Raw genomic sequence first — 13,674 nt, 5'->3', positions numbered from 1 at the left:
GCGCGCTGCGCTGCAGCAGCTGAGCCGGCATTTGAGCGCGGCTGTCGCCCAGGAGGACTGGGAGGCGATGGAAAAACTCTCGGCCAGCCTGGCGAAAAACATTCCGCTGCTGGCCGAACGTGGCGCATGGAATGCGCTGGAACAAACAGAATTGTTGCAATTGCGCAAAATTCACGCGCAAGCGGTTAAAATTTGCTCTGCGGAAAAAGAACGCCTGGGTCAACACCTGGGTGCATTACAGGCAAATAAGGAAGGTTGGGTCGCCTACGCCGCGCTCGGCGAATACGACTCGGACGGGAATCAAGCATGATCATGAACTTCAACAAGGCGCCGGCCGCTCCGGCAGCGGCGGCCAATGCGGCACCGACACCAGCGTCGGCGCCAGCGCCGGCACAGACGGCCACCTTGCCTGGCACGCCAGGCTATGGCAGCAACGGCGCCGCGCCCTCCGCCCTGCCCCTGTTTGCGCAGGTGCTCGATGTGACAGGCGGGGAGTCGGCCGATGCCGCCACGCCCGCGCCCGCCCCCGTCAAGGATGGCGACAGCGACAGCCAGGTCGACAGCGGCTTGCCTGCCATGGCAGCGCCCGTCATCGGCCTGCCGGTGGCGATGCTGCCGCCAACGGACCCGGCCGCAGCCGAGGCGCGCGCCGCCGCGCAGGCACAGACACCAGCCCAGGCGAATGTGGCGCAAGCCAACCCGGCACTCAACATCAGCCTGCATCCGGCGGCAATCACCCTCACCGCACAGGGAACGGCGCAGCCGGCAGGCCGCGATACGCGCGAACCGCTGGCAGCAGCCATCCCGGCGAGCGCCGCCAAGGGCAGCGCGCCCGCACAGCCGTTCGAATCGCTGCTGCAGCAAGCCGCTCCCGCAAGCGCCGTCGTTGCCCCTGCCGCGCGCGATGGCGAACGCAGCGCCGCGACGCCCGCGCCAGCCGCGCCCAACCTGGGCTTGACGGGCGCCATCGGCAATACGGCTACGGCGGCCCCGGCCGGCGATACCATCAAGCTCAACGGCCCTGCCCAGCAATGGCAGGAACCGCTGCGCGAAGCGCTGGGCGAACGCCTGCAGACGCAGATCGGCCGCAACAGCGAACACGCGACGATCCGCCTCGACCCGCCCATGCTGGGACGCATTGAAATTTCCATCCGCCACACGGCCGGCGCGCTGCAGGTAAACGTCACGGCGTCGAACTCGGAAGTGTTACGCCAGCTGCAAGGCATCGGCGAAAACATGCGCAGCGACCTGGCACAGCGCCAGTACACCGAGGTGGCCGTGAATATCAGCGCCACCCCGCGCAGCCCGGCCGCCCAGGCGTTTGCCGAAGGCGATGCACGCGGCCAGCGTCAACCGGGCCGCCAGCAGGATGATGCCGAACCGGGCCGCGCCCTGTCCGACGGCAGCACTGCCAGTACCACTTACGCCATGCACGAGCGAGAGAGCGCCTGATGAATATGAAAATGAAACTGATCGGCGGCTTTGTCGCCGTGGCAGTGCTGGCCGCCGGCGCGGCTGGCGGCGCCATGTGGTACCTAGCCAAACCGGTTGCCGGCCATGCCGATGCCACCGAAGCGAAAGCCCCGCCACCGCCCGCCACGGGCAAGAAGGCACGCAAGTTCATTACCCTGGACAAGGTCATCGTGATGCTGCGCCGCGGCCCCGGCGACGGTGAAACGCATTACCTGTCGGCCGACCTGGTGATCGCCACCACCGAGGAAAAGGAAAAGCTGACCAAGGACCACTTGCCGTTGATGCGCTCGATCGCCGTCAGCACCCTGTCGAGCTTTCCGATGGAAAAGGCACAGACCATGACGGTGGAGCAGTATGCCGAACAGATCAACAAGGCCTTCAATGTCAGCTATGAACGCGAGCAGATGGAAAAACCCTTCACCGAAGTCATGGTCGGCAAGCTGATCATTGAATAAGCCAACACGCCAGCCGACCTAGTGGGAGATCCCTTGGCCTATGTAGAGCAATACCAGGAAGCGTATGGCGCCGGCGAATATGCGGCCGCCAGCGCTTGCGCGGCCGTGCTCAGCGTTGCTGAAGAGCAACAACATCTGGTCGCGTACTCCCCTTTGGTGAAACGCATCGTGCGCCAGCTCAATTCGCAGGTGTCGGGCGCCATCGACCGCGACGACATGGAACAGATTGGCCTGATGGGCCTGCTGGAAGCCCTGCGCCGCTACGGCGTGCCGGATCAGTCTTTCGGCAGCTATGCCAGCCTGCGCATCCGTGGCGCCATCCTCGATGAACTGCGGCGCCAGGACTGGCGCCCGCGCGCCGTGCGCCAGGAAAGCCACCGCCTGCGCGACAGCGTGCGCGCCCTGACCCGGCGCCTGGGGCGCGAGCCGCTGGAAGCGGAAGTCATGGCGGCCCTGAAACTGACGCCGGAAGCGTTCCAGGAATATCAATTGGCGGAAAACGCCGAGCTGATCGCCAGTTTCGACGAAGTGCTGCAGGAAAGCCTGGGGCAAGCCGACAGCGCACCGAGCCCGGAAGAGCAATTGATGGTGCGGCGCAGCCTGGAACAGGCGCTGCGCACGCTGGACGAACGGGAACAGCGCGTGGTGCAGATGTATTACGAATTCGAACTGAGCTATAAAGAAATTGCCGCCGTGCTGGACCTGAGCGACGCCCGCGTCTGCCAGCTCAACAAGACGGCGCTGGGCAAGATGAAAGCCATGCTGCAAGACGCATAAGAGTAAGCAAGATCCATCAAATTGACGCAGCACAATGACGCAGAAAGGCAGTTGACATGGTAATTATCGGTATCTTAATCGTGATGGGGTGTGTATTCGGAGGCTTCGCCCTGATGGGCGGCACCGTCCACGCGATCTGGCAACCGGTCGAGTTGATCATCATCATCGGCGCCGCCGTTGGCGCCCTGGTGCTGGGCAACCCCAAGCATGTACTCGGTGAAATGCTGCACCAGATGCGCAAGATCGTCACGCACAAGAAGCAAGGTTCGGAATTCCAGCGCCAGTTGCTGCTGCTGATGTACGAGCTGCTGCAAACGGCCGCCGGCGGCCTGAAGGCGCTCGACGCCCACGTCGAGGCACCGCGCGAAAGCGCCCTGTTCCAGCGCTATCCGCTGGTGCTGGAAGAGCCGAAGCTGCTGGCCTTCATCGTCGACAACTTCCGTTTGATGGCGATGGGCAAGATCAATGCGCATGAGCTCGAAGGCGTGCTGGAGCAGGAACTGGAAGCCATCCACGACGAATTGCTGCAACCGTCGAAGTCCCTGCACAAGATCGCCGAAGCCATGCCAGGTTTCGGTATCCTGGCTGCCGTTCTGGGCATCGTGATGGCCATGAATTCCGTGGCCGACGGCGCCGATGCGGCGGAGATTTCGGAAAAAGTGGGTGCCGCCATGGTCGGCACCTTCATCGGCATCTTCTTTTGCTACGGCGTGCTCGATCCGATGTGCAACATGATGAAGCAACTGGTGGGCGAAGAAGGCTCGACCATGGAATGCGTGAAGGTCGTGCTGGTCACGCACGTGGCGGGCAAGCCGCCCCTGCTGGCGATCGATGCGGGCCGCCGCCTGGTGCAGCTGAACATCAAGCCGAGCTTCGCCCAGCTGGAAAGCTGGATCAATGCGCTGGAAGATGGCGGCGCGGAACAAGAGCAGGGCCAAGGCCGGGGAGGCCGCCGTGCTAAAGCCGCATGAGAAACATGAACAGGCCATCATCAAGCGTGCTGGCCGCAAGCATGACGACGATGGCCATGGCGGCGCCTGGAAAGTAGCGTTCGCCGACTTTTGCCTGGCCCTGCTGTCGCTGTTCCTCGTGCTGTGGCTGATGGCCGCGCGCGAGCAGCAGGCAATGAAGGAAATCATGATGGATGCGTCGGCCAGCAGCCGCCAGGGCGAAGGCCAGGGCGTCATGCCGGAACAGAGTGGCGGTCCGCGCGGCAGCCTGATCGAGCGCTTCCCCATGCCCCGCAAGGGCTCGGGCGACACGCGCACGGAAGGCAAGCAGATGCAGGACGGCAAAGCCGGCTCCGCGCCGCAAAACCAGACCAAGGTCAGCTACCAGTCGCCGGAAGACTTGATGGCCTTGTCGCGCGCGCTCGACAAGCTCAGCGACGAAGCGGGACTCAAGAGCAACCTGCAATCCGTGATCACGCCGTACGGCTTGCGCGTCATGCTGCACGATACGGACAAGCAAGGCATGTTCGTGCGTGGCAGCGCCGTGCCGACCGACCGCTTCCGCAAGCTGCTGCGCCAGATGGGCCCCGTGTTTGCGCAAATGGAAAACCAGATGCTGATCGTCGGCCACACGGATTCCTTGCAATACGCCAATAACGGCTATGAAGGCTATTCGAACTGGACCCTGTCGGCCAACCGCGCCATGTCGGCGCGAGCGCAATTGCTGATCGGCAGCATGAGTCCGGACAGCGTGCTGCAAGTGGTGGGCATGGCCGACCGCGCGCCGCTGGACGTGAAAAACGCCAGCGCCGGCATCAACCGCCGCATCGAACTGTTAATATTGACGCGTGGCCAGGCAGACAGCATCGCCGCCATGTTCGGCATGGCCGGGCAAAAGCCGCAAGGCGACGAACTGCAGGTGGGTGAACCGGATGCGGGCACCTTGCAGCGCCTGCGCGAAAAACTGGGCCTGCCCGCAAAGAAGGAGCGGGATGAGCATGCAAATTAAGGGCAAGGGACAACGTATGAAAATCTCCTCCGGCAATACCGGTGCTGCCGTGCGCAGCAGCGCCGTCGCGCCGGCCGAGGCGATCGCCGAGAACGCGGGCGCCGCCGGCGCCATGGGCGGCTCGTCGGCCGGGGCGGAATTGCAATCGGCCGTGCTGCAACCGGCCATGGCCGCCCTGCGCGCCATGCCCGAGATCGACCACGAGCGCGTGGCCATGCTGCGCGATGCGCTGGCGAAGGGCGAATTGCCGTTCGATCCGTCAAAACTGGCAGGCTTGATCCAGCGTTTCCACGGCGGTGAATCGTGACCGCAGCGCGCAAGGGCATCACGCGCCAGGAAGCCGTGCGCCGCGTGCTGCAAGGCATGAAAGACGACAGTATCGGCTATGCCGCGCTGCAAACCTTATTGGAAGAGCAATTCCAGGCCACCCTCCACCACCGCAGCGCGCAGCTGACGGCGCTGGCCGACCAGGTCATCGCCGCCGTCGAACCGCTCGATGCGCGCCGCCGCCAGCGGGTCAGCCTCGTCACAGCCCTGCTGGGCCCGCAAGGCGACATGTCCCAATTGTTTGCGCTGTTGCAAGAAGACGCGCGTACGAGCGCCGAACGCGACTGGGCCGCGCTCGAGCAGATGGTGCTTGAATGCAAACGCCTGAACGCCCGCAACAGTGATTTATTAACAGAGCAGTACAGCATCATGCAGCGCGTGCTGCATGGCGAGGAAGATACGTATGCGCCAGGCTGATTTCCTGACCACCCGCGCCACGGCGGCAACGCCGTCGACGGCAGCCACGTCCGCCGTGCAGAGCAATATGCGCGCCACCGACGCCACCAGTTCCAGCGGCAACTTCAGCAGCGTGTTCCGGCAAGTACAGGGCGAAGTGGCCCGCTTCATCGAACAGGGCGGCGGCAATGCCACCAGCCTGAACCCGCAAGGCCGCGCCTACCTGGAACAGAGCCAGCCCGTCAATGTGCTGGGCAGCATCAACCAGGGCGGAGAAATCGGCGAAGTACAGCAGCAATTTCTCGCCTCGATCAAGCCGTGGACGCAAGAAACAGGCGCGCGCCTGGGCGTCGCGCCGGAAATCGTCGCCGCCCACGCGGCACTGGAATCGGGCTGGGGCCAGCGTCCGCTGCGCCAGGGCACGGGGGCGGACACGAATAATCTGTTCGGCATCAAGGCCGGCGGCAAATGGCAGGGCGACGTGGCCAGCAATGTCACCACCGAATACGAGGCGGGCAGCGGCACGGCCCTGAAGAAAACGGAACGTTTCCGCAGCTATCCGGACCAGGCCAGCGCCTTCCGCGACTATGCGCAAGTCTTGCTCGACAATCCGCGCTACCGCGCCGCCCTGAACACGGGTGCCGACGCGGGCGCCTTCGCGCAAGGCCTGGCGCGCGGCGGCTATGCCACCGATCCGAATTACGCCGCCAAGCTGACGCAGCTGGCGACGCGTCTGCAGCGCACGGCCGCCGCAGACTGATTTTCCTTAACGGCCGGGAAGTTCGGCCGGTTCCACCACGCCCGCATCGACCACCCTGGCACGTATCACCGTGCCGCTGGTGGCGTTGCGCACGCGAATCACCTCGCCCAGCGCGCCCGGATCCATCGCTTCGCCGGCCATGCTCACTTCCACCTGCTCCTTGCGCGCCACGATATTCACCGCACTGCCCCGCTTGATCAGCACGGGCGATGCCAGTTGTCCCTGACGCAACACTTCGCCGGCACGCAAACTGCGCCGGCTCGACAGGCCAACGGCGCCGGGCAAGGAGGCAATACTGTCGGGCACCATCGTCACGTCGCGCCGCGCCAGGGTCACGTCGCCCGCCTGCAACGGCGTATTGGCCGTGACGGGGACGCTGGTGACGGCCACCTGGGCCGTGATGCTGCCGCGCGCCAGCATTTCATAACGCCAACCGTTGCTCCCAGGACACACTGCGACAAAGCGCATGCGCTGCGCCGAGCGGCTGTCCGCCGTTTCCAGCGCAACGGGCGCCGCGCACGCCGGCACGGGGCGCGTGCTTTTTACCACGGTGACTTGAAACTGCGGTTCCAGCAATCCGGCCGAGGCTGCCTGCTGCGCCAATTGCTCGCGCGCCAATTGTTCCACACGCGAAAATATATTGTCGGCTGGCAATTCTGCGCGTCCTGCACTACTATATAGGCTGGTCAGTAAAAAGAGGCCCGGAAGCAGTATGTGACGACATTGCGCCTTGTTCCACATCACGGAATAGTTCTCAAAGTAAATCATTGCTAACCTTAATCAAAGATACTGAAGCGGCATGACCTTACCATGCGTCAACATGACCAGGCTGGGATTTTACCTCTGCACCACCTATTTTCTAGCTCGAACCGCAAAAAGCACGAACGAATTCAACACAAAGGATGACCATGGGGATTAATTTCAAGGATGCGCTGGGCGTGCACGCCGATGCGCTCGCGCTGCGTGCCGACCGTACACGCGTACTGGCCGCCAACATCGCCAATGAAAACACGCCCGGCTTCCAGGCCATGGACATGGATTTCGGCAGCGCCCTGCAGCAGCTGCAGGACAACGAAGCCGGCCTGCTGTCGACCGATGACGATGCCAGCGCCCTGTACCGCGTCCCCTATCACCCCAGCCGCGACGGCAATACCGTCGAAATCGGCGTCGAGCAGGCGGCGTTCTCGCAGAATGCCACCGACTTCCAGACCAGCCTGACTTTCGTCAACATGAAACTGAAGGGTCTGTCCAAGGCCATTTCCGGACAATAAGGATCAGCATGAGCTTCCAGGATATTTCCAAGATCGCCGGTTCGGCGATGGCGGCGCAAACCGTGCGCCTCAATACCATCGCCAGCAACCTGGCCAATGCCGATTCCGTGGCCGGTTCCGAAGGCGAAACCTACCGCGCGCGCAAGCCCGTATTTGCGGCCGTGATGGATGGCCCCGGTGCCAGCGGCGCCGGTGGAAGAGTGCAGGTGCTCGACGTGGTGCAAAGCGACGAGCCGCTGCGCAAGGTGTATGAACCGGGCCACCCGATGGCCAATGCCGATGGCATGGTGTTCTACCCCAACGTCAATCAGGTGGCCGAAATGACCGACATGATGTCGGCGTCGCGCGCGTTTGAAACCAATGTCGAAGTTCTGGGCCGCATCAAGTCGATGCAGCAATCGCTCCTCAAATTAGGTGAAGCATAATCCATGGAAACCAATCTCTTTACAAACAACTCCAGCGGCAGCAACAGCGGCAGCAATGCCGTCAAGTCGCAAAGCAATGCCACCCAGGATATGTTCACCAAATTGCTGGTGGCCCAGATCAAGAACCAGGATCCCCTCGCACCGACCGATCCGAGCCAGTTCGTCAATCAATTGACGCAGCAGGCGCAGACGGAAGCGATGCAAAATCTGTCGGCGCTGACCAGCGCCAATGCCAGCGTGCTGCAATCGATGCAAGTGCTGGCCCTGGGCGCGCAAGTGGGCTCCGAAGTGATGGTCAACAGCGAAACGGTCCAGCTCGACAAGAGCAAGGTCAGCGGCAGCATCGCGCTCGCGGCCGGCACCACCAAGACCACGGTGACCCTGAAAGGCATCGACGACAAGGAATACAAGATCGAACTGGGCGCAAAAGGTGCCGGCACGGTACCGTTTACCATCGATCCCGTGGCCCTGGGCTTGCCTGCTGGCACCTATACCATGGCCGTGACGACCAGTGGCACCGAAAAACCGACGGTCGACATCGCAGGCAAGCTCAATAGCGTGCGCCTGTCGGCCGGCGGCAGCATGATTCTGAGCGTGTCGAACCTGGGTGAAGTCAACCCTGGCGCGATCACCGGCTTTAACGGTAAGACGGCCTGATCCGCCCTTCCCTTCGTTTCCTGAACACTAATCTCGTCCTTCACTAAAGGAAGTCAACATGAGTTTCGACATCGCCCTGTCCGGTATCCAGTCCATCAACCAACAGTTGAACAGCACCAGTAACAATATCGCCAACGCCGGCACCTACGGCTTCAAGAGCAGCCGCGCCAACTTTTCGGCCATGTACGCCGGTTCGCGCGCCACGGGCACGGAAATCGGCTCGCTGACGCAAAGCATGTCGCTCAATGGCGGCGTGCTGAACACGGGCCGCGCGCTTGACGCGGCCATCGATGGCCGCGGCTATTTCGTCACGCGCGATGCGCAGAACACGATGACCTACAGCCGCGTCGGCATCTTTTCGGCCAGCAATGAAGGCAAGCTGATTGATGCGAATGGCCGCCTGGTGCAGGGCTATGCCGCCGTCAAGGGCAGCACCACGCTGGGCACCATGGGCGACATGCTCATTCCAACGGGCCAGATTCCCGCCGTGGCCTCGACCAAGCTGGCGTATGCCGCCAACATGTCGTCCGAATGGACCGTGAAAACGCCGCCGTTCAACAAGACCAACGAACTGAGCTACAACAGCGCCAAGTCCTCGATCGTCTACGATTCGCTGGGCGCCAAGCACTCGCTGGGCCAGTATTTCGTCAAGACGGCAACGGGCGTGGACGTGCACTACACCTTCGACAACGCCGATGTGACGCCGGTGACGAGCATGACCTTCGACACGAACGGCAAGCTGGTGACCGGCACGGGCGCCACGCCAGTGCTGCCGACGCCGCCTGGCGCGGCGGCGCTGTCGGTCGTCATCGACTACACGGGCACCACCCAGTTCGCCGGCGAAGCCACCACCTCGACCGACCGCGCCGACGGCTATGCCTCGGGCACCTACACGGGCGTGGAACTGGCCGATGACGGCTCCGTCGTGGCGAAATACACGAACGGCCAAAAGCAGAGCATCGGCGTGATCGCCCTGGCCACCTTCCCTGACGAAGGCGCATTGACGGCCGTCAACGATACCAGCTGGGTCGCCTCGACCACTTCCGGCACCGCCATGTATGACCGTCCGGGCGTCGGCATGGCCGGCAAACTGGTGACGAGCTCGCTGGAACAGTCGAACGTCGACATCACCTCCGAACTGGTGGGCCTGATGACGTCGCAGCGTAACTACCAGGCCAACTCGAAGGTCATCTCGACCGAGAACGCCATGCTGCAATCGCTGATGCAAGCGCTGTAATCCACGATACGCAAAGGTAAAGAGCAATGGATGCGCTGATTTATACCGCCATGAGCGGGGCCGACCGTGCCCTGCGGGCACAGCAGGTACACGCCAACAACCTGGCCAACATCGAAACGGGCGGCTTCCGCGCCAACCTGGAAGTGTCCACTGCCCAGCCGTTGCAAAATGGCTATGGCTACGACGACCGCCACATGACGCAGACACAGTCGAGCGCCATCGGCACGCGCACGGGCGCCATCAAGGAAACGGGACGCGAACTCGACGTGGCCGTCACGGGCCCCGGCTTTCTCGCGGTACAGTGGCAAAACGGCGAAGCCTACACGCGCGCCGGCGCCATGGACCTCGATGAAACGGGCGCGCTGACCATCAACGGTCGGCCCGTGCTGGGCGAAGGCGGTCCGATCACGATTCCCGAGCACACCAGCCTGTCGATCGGCGGCGATGGCACGATTTCCATCCAGGTGCCGGGCACTGCGCAAATGCAGACGGTCGACAAGCTCAAGCTGGTCAACGCCGAAGCGGGCGAGCTGACCAAGAACGAAGCGGGCCTGATCGTGGCGCGCGGCGGCGAAGACCTGCAAGCTGATCCGACGGTACGCATCCGCGACCGCCACCTGGAAGGCAGCAACGTCTCGGCCGTCGAGGAAATGGTCGCCACCATGAGCCTGAACCGCAGTTTCGAGATGCAGATGAAAGTTTTCAAGGCCAGCGATTCCATGACCGAGTCCGGCAACCGCCTGCTGGGCGCTTAAGCCCAACGCCAATCTATTATTAGGAGCAATACATGAATCCAGCAATGTGGATCAGCAAGACCGGCGTGCAGGCACAAGATGCCAAACTGCAAGCCATCGCGAATAACCTGGCCAACGTCAATACGGTTGGCTTCAAGCGCGACCGCGTCGTCTTCGAAGACCTGTTTTACCAGGTCGAGCAGCAGCCGGGCACGCAGCGCGCCGACAACACCCTCTCGCCATCGGGCGTGCAGCTGGGTAACGGTACGCACATGGTCGGCACGCAAAAGGTGTTTACCACCGGCAGCCTGCAAACGACCAGCCGCGAATTCGACGTCGCCATCACCGGCAACGGCTTCCTGCAAGTGCTGCGCCCGAACGGCGAAGCGGCCTACACGCGCGCCGGCCAGTTGAGCCTGAACGAAAACGGCGTGATGGTCAATGCCCAGGGCTTGCCCCTGGTGCCGCAGATCACCGTGCCAAACAACGCCACGGCCATCACCATCGGTGAAAACGGCATGGTCACGGCCACCGTGCCGGGCAATGTCGCCGGTACCGAACTGGGCCAGCTGAACCTCTCCAGCTTCGTCAACCCGACCGGCCTGCTGGCACTCGGTGAAAACCTGTTCCAGGAAACGGCATCGAGCGGCACGCCGACGGAAGGCCGTCCCGGCGAGGGCGCCCTGGGCAAATTGAAGCAGTTCGCGCTGGAAGGCTCGAACGTGCAAGTGGTCGAAGAGATGGTCGACATGATCGCTGCCCAGCGCACCTATGAAATGAATACCAAGGTGCTGTCGGCCGCCGACAATATGCTGCAATACCTGGCGCAAGCGGCACGTTGATGAAGGCCGCACTGAAAGCCGGAGCGGCCCTGCTGCTGGTCCTGGCGGCCGGTTGCGCCAGCCAGCCGGTGGCCCCTCTGGCGCCCAGCTTTTCCGATACGCCGCTGCCCGTGGCGCCGCGCAGCGCTGCGCGCGGCGGCGTGGCCGGCGGCGTCTTCAATCCCGATGCGGGCCTGGCCCTGACTTCCGACAGCCGCGCTTTCCGCGTCGGTGACGTCGTCACGGTGGCCCTGCAGGAAACCACGCAGGCGAGCAAGAAGGCGGGCACCTCGTTCAACAAGGGTTCGTCCGTCGGCGTGCAGGCGGCCAATATCCTCGGCAAGACCTTCCCCAAGACGGGCATCGACCTGTCCGCCGACCGCAACTTCGCCGGCGACTCGACCAGCACGCAGCAAAACGCGCTGTCCGGCGCCATCACGGTGATCGTGCAGGAAGTGCTGCCGAACGGCTTGCTGCGCGTGCAGGGTGAAAAAACCTTGACCCTGAACCAGGGCGAGGAATTCGTGCGCCTGCGCGGCTACCTGCGCGCGGCCGATATCGATTCCAACAACCAGGTGTCCTCGTTGCGCATCGCCAATGCGCAGATCGCCTATTCCGGCCAGGGCACCCTGGCCGAAGCCAACAAACCAGGCTGGCTGACGCGTTTCTTCGTCGGCCCATGGATGCCGTTTTAAGGTGACCTCATGAAATTTCGTTCCACCCTGCCCCTGGCAGCCATGCTCGCTGCGCTGTCCGGCTTTGCCCTGCCCGCCAGCGCCGCGCAAGTGCTGCGCAACCTGGTCAGCATCGAGGGCGTGCGCGACAACCCGCTGGTCGGCTACGGCCTCGTCGTCGGCCTGAACGGCAGCGGCGACACCACGCAGGTGAAGTTTTCCAGCCAGTCCGTGGTCAACATGCTCAAGCAGTTCGGCGTGAAAATGCCGGACGGCGCCGAATCGAAAAGCAAGAACGTCGCCACCGTCATGGTCAGCGCCGTGTTTCCTCCGGGATACCGCCGTGGCCAGGCCATCGACGTGACCGTATCGTCCTTGGGCGATGCGAAAAGCTTGCGCGGCGGCACTTTGCTGCTGACGCAATTGCGCGCGGCCGACAATGAAACGTATGCGCTGGCGCAAGGCAACGTCGTCGTCGGCGGCTTGAACGCCACCGGCAAGAGCGGCTCGTCCGTCACCGTCAACACGCCCACCTCGGGCCGCATTCCCAACGGCGGCAACATCGAGCGCGAAATCCTCAGCGATTTCTCGACCAAGCCGACCGTCACCCTGAATCTACGCCACCCGCATTTCGAAACGGCCATCAATATCGTCGAAGCCGTCAACCGCCGCTTTGGCGCCGTCGCCACCACCAGCGACGCCACCAGCGTGGAAGTGCTGGCGCCGGAAAACCCGACCCAGCGCGTGGCCTTCATGGCCAAGCTCGAAGCCTTGAGCGTCGATGTCGGCGTCGATACGCCGAAAGTGGTCTTCAATTCGCGCACGGGCACCGTGGTCATCGCCGAAGGCTTGCGCGTGAAAGCGGCCGCCGTCACGCATGGCTCGCTCAAGGTCGTCATTTCCGAAAGCTCGGCCGTCAGCCAGCCGGCGCCGTTCGGCCGCGGCCAGACCACCGTCACGCCGCAATCCAAAGTATCCGTCGACCAGGGCAACGGCAATATGTTCAAATGGCCTGCCGGCGCCAAGCTGCAATCGATCATCGACGTGGTCAACAGCCTGGGCGCCTCGCCCGATGACATCATGGCAATTTTGCAAGCCCTCGACCAGGCGGGAGCCATCGAAGGCGAACTGGTGGTGATCTAACGTGCCCGTCAAAAAGCCCAGGACTGCGTTGCACTGCCTCGTCGTACATTCGTACTGCCTTCGGCAATGCGCCTTGCCCTGAACATTTTGACGAACACTGAAAGCTGAATGGAAATGAATGTAAACGACAGCAGCAGCGCCCTGCCCTCGGCGCTCGACGACCGCTCCCCTGCCGCCGCCACGCCGGCCGATCCGCGCTACGCGGCCAAGGCCACCGAGGCGGCCGTCAAGTTCGAAGCGTTCTTCATCTCGCACATGCTGCGCCAGATGCGTTCGGGCACGCGCGAGATGGCGGGCGAAGACAGCGTCTTCAAGGATCCCATCAACAACGACATGCTGGAAATGGCCGACAACCTGGTGGCCGACAAGATGGCCGGCCAGCGCGCCTTCGGCATCGCCGACGCCATCCTGCGCCAGCTGCTGCCGGCGGCCAGCGCCCCCGTGGCAGCCAAAAGCACTGTCAAGACCGACAATATTGCAGCGCCGCTTAATAAATCCGTCTGAAGCGTCGCCTGTACAAGGTAACAACGATTCAATGCCTGCCCACCAGCACGCGCCACTCTCT

At 63.2% G+C, this 13,674-nt stretch carries 19 protein-coding genes; 18 read left to right on the top strand and 1 reads right to left on the bottom strand.

The annotated features are described in order from the left end of the window. The first annotated feature begins 67 nt into the window (after nucleotides 1-67). The 9 genes from LSO07_RS13045 to LSO07_RS13005 all read left to right on the top strand — a co-directional run bounded on the left by LSO07_RS13045 (nucleotide 68) and on the right by LSO07_RS13005 (nucleotide 6,147). The gene (locus LSO07_RS13045) at nucleotides 68-310 is read left to right on the top strand and encodes a hypothetical protein (protein WP_225317290.1); all 243 of its coding nucleotides are present in this window, start codon (nucleotides 68-70) and stop codon (nucleotides 308-310) included. After that, entirely contained in the window at nucleotides 307-1,452 is a 1,146-nt protein-coding gene (locus tag LSO07_RS13040) for a flagellar hook-length control protein FliK (RefSeq protein WP_151094645.1), read from the top strand. Before LSO07_RS13045 ends, LSO07_RS13040 begins: the two co-directional genes overlap by 4 nt. After that, nucleotides 1,452-1,928: a flagellar basal body-associated FliL family protein gene (locus LSO07_RS13035; protein ID WP_081345405.1), complete on the top strand. Its 477-nt coding sequence runs from the start codon at nucleotides 1,452-1,454 to the stop codon at nucleotides 1,926-1,928. The genes LSO07_RS13040 and LSO07_RS13035 overlap by 1 nt, the downstream gene beginning before the upstream one ends. Nucleotides 1,929-1,961: 33 nt before the next feature. After that, on the top strand, nucleotides 1,962-2,705 hold the full coding sequence (locus LSO07_RS13030) for a FliA/WhiG family RNA polymerase sigma factor (protein ID WP_151094643.1): 744 nt from the start codon (nucleotides 1,962-1,964) through the stop codon (nucleotides 2,703-2,705). A 113-nt stretch (nucleotides 2,706-2,818) separates the two neighbouring features. Further along, on the top strand, nucleotides 2,819-3,676 hold the full coding sequence (gene motA / locus LSO07_RS13025; RefSeq protein WP_269450144.1) for a flagellar motor stator protein MotA: 858 nt from the start codon (nucleotides 2,819-2,821) through the stop codon (nucleotides 3,674-3,676). Next, entirely contained in the window at nucleotides 3,660-4,664 is a 1,005-nt protein-coding gene (locus LSO07_RS13020) for a flagellar motor protein MotB (RefSeq protein ID WP_034787914.1), read from the top strand. The genes motA and LSO07_RS13020 overlap by 17 nt, the downstream gene beginning before the upstream one ends. A 16-nt stretch (nucleotides 4,665-4,680) precedes the next feature. Further along, nucleotides 4,681-4,971: a flagellar biosynthesis anti-sigma factor FlgM gene (flgM, locus tag LSO07_RS13015; RefSeq protein WP_034757812.1), complete on the top strand. Its 291-nt coding sequence runs from the start codon at nucleotides 4,681-4,683 to the stop codon at nucleotides 4,969-4,971. Further along, nucleotides 4,968-5,408: a flagellar export chaperone FlgN gene (gene flgN, locus LSO07_RS13010; RefSeq protein ID WP_052140609.1), complete on the top strand. Its 441-nt coding sequence runs from the start codon at nucleotides 4,968-4,970 to the stop codon at nucleotides 5,406-5,408. Before flgM ends, flgN begins: the two co-directional genes overlap by 4 nt. Continuing rightward, nucleotides 5,395-6,147 (top strand): glycoside hydrolase family 73 protein, encoded by a 753-nt coding sequence (locus LSO07_RS13005; protein WP_070253630.1) that lies wholly within the window; start codon nucleotides 5,395-5,397, stop codon nucleotides 6,145-6,147. The genes flgN and LSO07_RS13005 overlap by 14 nt, the downstream gene beginning before the upstream one ends. A gap of 6 nt (nucleotides 6,148-6,153) precedes the next feature. Here LSO07_RS13005 and flgA read toward each other — a convergent pair whose 3' ends face one another. Next, the gene (gene flgA / locus LSO07_RS13000) at nucleotides 6,154-6,801 is read right to left on the bottom strand and encodes a flagellar basal body P-ring formation chaperone FlgA (RefSeq protein ID WP_052140608.1); all 648 of its coding nucleotides are present in this window, start codon (nucleotides 6,799-6,801) and stop codon (nucleotides 6,154-6,156) included. 254 nt (nucleotides 6,802-7,055) lie between these two features. Here flgA and flgB point away from each other — a divergent pair, with 254 nt between their 5' ends. The 9 genes from flgB to LSO07_RS12955 all read left to right on the top strand — a co-directional run bounded on the left by flgB (nucleotide 7,056) and on the right by LSO07_RS12955 (nucleotide 13,613). Continuing rightward, nucleotides 7,056-7,418 carry a flagellar basal body rod protein FlgB gene (gene flgB / locus LSO07_RS12995; protein WP_034758109.1) on the top strand — a complete coding sequence of 121 codons (363 nt, stop codon included), beginning with the start codon at nucleotides 7,056-7,058 and terminating at the stop codon, nucleotides 7,416-7,418. Nucleotides 7,419-7,426: 8 nt separating this feature from the next. Beyond that, entirely contained in the window at nucleotides 7,427-7,843 is a 417-nt protein-coding gene (gene flgC / locus LSO07_RS12990; protein WP_034757795.1) for a flagellar basal body rod protein FlgC, read from the top strand. Nucleotides 7,844-7,846: 3 nt separating this feature from the next. Continuing rightward, complete coding sequence (locus LSO07_RS12985) at nucleotides 7,847-8,500, top strand: flagellar hook capping FlgD N-terminal domain-containing protein (RefSeq protein WP_034787839.1); 654 nt, start codon at nucleotides 7,847-7,849, stop codon at nucleotides 8,498-8,500. A gap of 58 nt (nucleotides 8,501-8,558) precedes the next feature. Then, nucleotides 8,559-9,737, top strand: coding sequence for a flagellar hook protein FlgE (locus tag LSO07_RS12980; protein ID WP_034787837.1), 1,179 nt, complete (start codon nucleotides 8,559-8,561; stop codon nucleotides 9,735-9,737). Nucleotides 9,738-9,763: 26 nt separating this feature from the next. Further along, the gene (locus LSO07_RS12975; RefSeq protein WP_034787834.1) at nucleotides 9,764-10,492 is read left to right on the top strand and encodes a flagellar basal body rod protein FlgF; all 729 of its coding nucleotides are present in this window, start codon (nucleotides 9,764-9,766) and stop codon (nucleotides 10,490-10,492) included. 32 nt (nucleotides 10,493-10,524) lie between these two features. Further along, nucleotides 10,525-11,313, top strand: a complete 789-nt coding sequence (gene flgG / locus LSO07_RS12970) for a flagellar basal-body rod protein FlgG (RefSeq protein ID WP_170846442.1) — start codon at nucleotides 10,525-10,527, stop codon at nucleotides 11,311-11,313. Next, nucleotides 11,313-11,987: a flagellar basal body L-ring protein FlgH gene (flgH, locus tag LSO07_RS12965; RefSeq protein WP_034787828.1), complete on the top strand. Its 675-nt coding sequence runs from the start codon at nucleotides 11,313-11,315 to the stop codon at nucleotides 11,985-11,987. Before flgG ends, flgH begins: the two co-directional genes overlap by 1 nt. Nucleotides 11,988-11,996: 9 nt before the next feature. Continuing rightward, nucleotides 11,997-13,109 carry a flagellar basal body P-ring protein FlgI gene (locus LSO07_RS12960; RefSeq protein WP_151094641.1) on the top strand — a complete coding sequence of 371 codons (1,113 nt, stop codon included), beginning with the start codon at nucleotides 11,997-11,999 and terminating at the stop codon, nucleotides 13,107-13,109. A 108-nt stretch (nucleotides 13,110-13,217) separates the two neighbouring features. After that, nucleotides 13,218-13,613 carry a flagellar biosynthesis protein FlgJ gene (locus LSO07_RS12955; protein ID WP_370385382.1) on the top strand — a complete coding sequence of 132 codons (396 nt, stop codon included), beginning with the start codon at nucleotides 13,218-13,220 and terminating at the stop codon, nucleotides 13,611-13,613. The last annotated feature ends 61 nt before the right edge of the window (nucleotides 13,614-13,674 follow it).

This window comes from Janthinobacterium sp. PLB04 (assembly GCF_021165895.1).
In the GTDB taxonomy this organism is placed as follows: domain Bacteria; phylum Pseudomonadota; class Gammaproteobacteria; order Burkholderiales; family Burkholderiaceae_D; genus Janthinobacterium; species Janthinobacterium lividum.
This window is presented reverse-complemented; position numbering and strand designations above follow the sequence as displayed.

Coding starts and splice junctions, on each gene's coding strand:
- LSO07_RS12985 (WP_034787839.1), top strand. CDS start 7,847: ATGGAAACCAATCTCTTTACAAACAACTCCAGCGGCAGCAACAGCGGC.
- LSO07_RS12955 (WP_370385382.1), top strand. CDS start 13,218: ATGGAAATGAATGTAAACGACAGCAGCAGCGCCCTGCCCTCGGCGCTC.
- LSO07_RS12960 (WP_151094641.1), top strand. CDS start 11,997: ATGAAATTTCGTTCCACCCTGCCCCTGGCAGCCATGCTCGCTGCGCTG.
- flgM (WP_034757812.1), top strand. CDS start 4,681: ATGAAAATCTCCTCCGGCAATACCGGTGCTGCCGTGCGCAGCAGCGCC.
- LSO07_RS13005 (WP_070253630.1), top strand. CDS start 5,395: ATGCGCCAGGCTGATTTCCTGACCACCCGCGCCACGGCGGCAACGCCG.
- flgB (WP_034758109.1), top strand. CDS start 7,056: ATGGGGATTAATTTCAAGGATGCGCTGGGCGTGCACGCCGATGCGCTC.
- LSO07_RS13045 (WP_225317290.1), top strand. CDS start 68: ATGGAAAAACTCTCGGCCAGCCTGGCGAAAAACATTCCGCTGCTGGCC.
- motA (WP_269450144.1), top strand. CDS start 2,819: ATGGGCGGCACCGTCCACGCGATCTGGCAACCGGTCGAGTTGATCATC.
- LSO07_RS13040 (WP_151094645.1), top strand. CDS start 307: ATGATCATGAACTTCAACAAGGCGCCGGCCGCTCCGGCAGCGGCGGCC.
- flgC (WP_034757795.1), top strand. CDS start 7,427: ATGAGCTTCCAGGATATTTCCAAGATCGCCGGTTCGGCGATGGCGGCG.
- LSO07_RS12980 (WP_034787837.1), top strand. CDS start 8,559: ATGAGTTTCGACATCGCCCTGTCCGGTATCCAGTCCATCAACCAACAG.
- LSO07_RS13035 (WP_081345405.1), top strand. CDS start 1,452: ATGAATATGAAAATGAAACTGATCGGCGGCTTTGTCGCCGTGGCAGTG.
- flgH (WP_034787828.1), top strand. CDS start 11,313: ATGAAGGCCGCACTGAAAGCCGGAGCGGCCCTGCTGCTGGTCCTGGCG.
- flgG (WP_170846442.1), top strand. CDS start 10,525: ATGAATCCAGCAATGTGGATCAGCAAGACCGGCGTGCAGGCACAAGAT.
- LSO07_RS12975 (WP_034787834.1), top strand. CDS start 9,764: ATGGATGCGCTGATTTATACCGCCATGAGCGGGGCCGACCGTGCCCTG.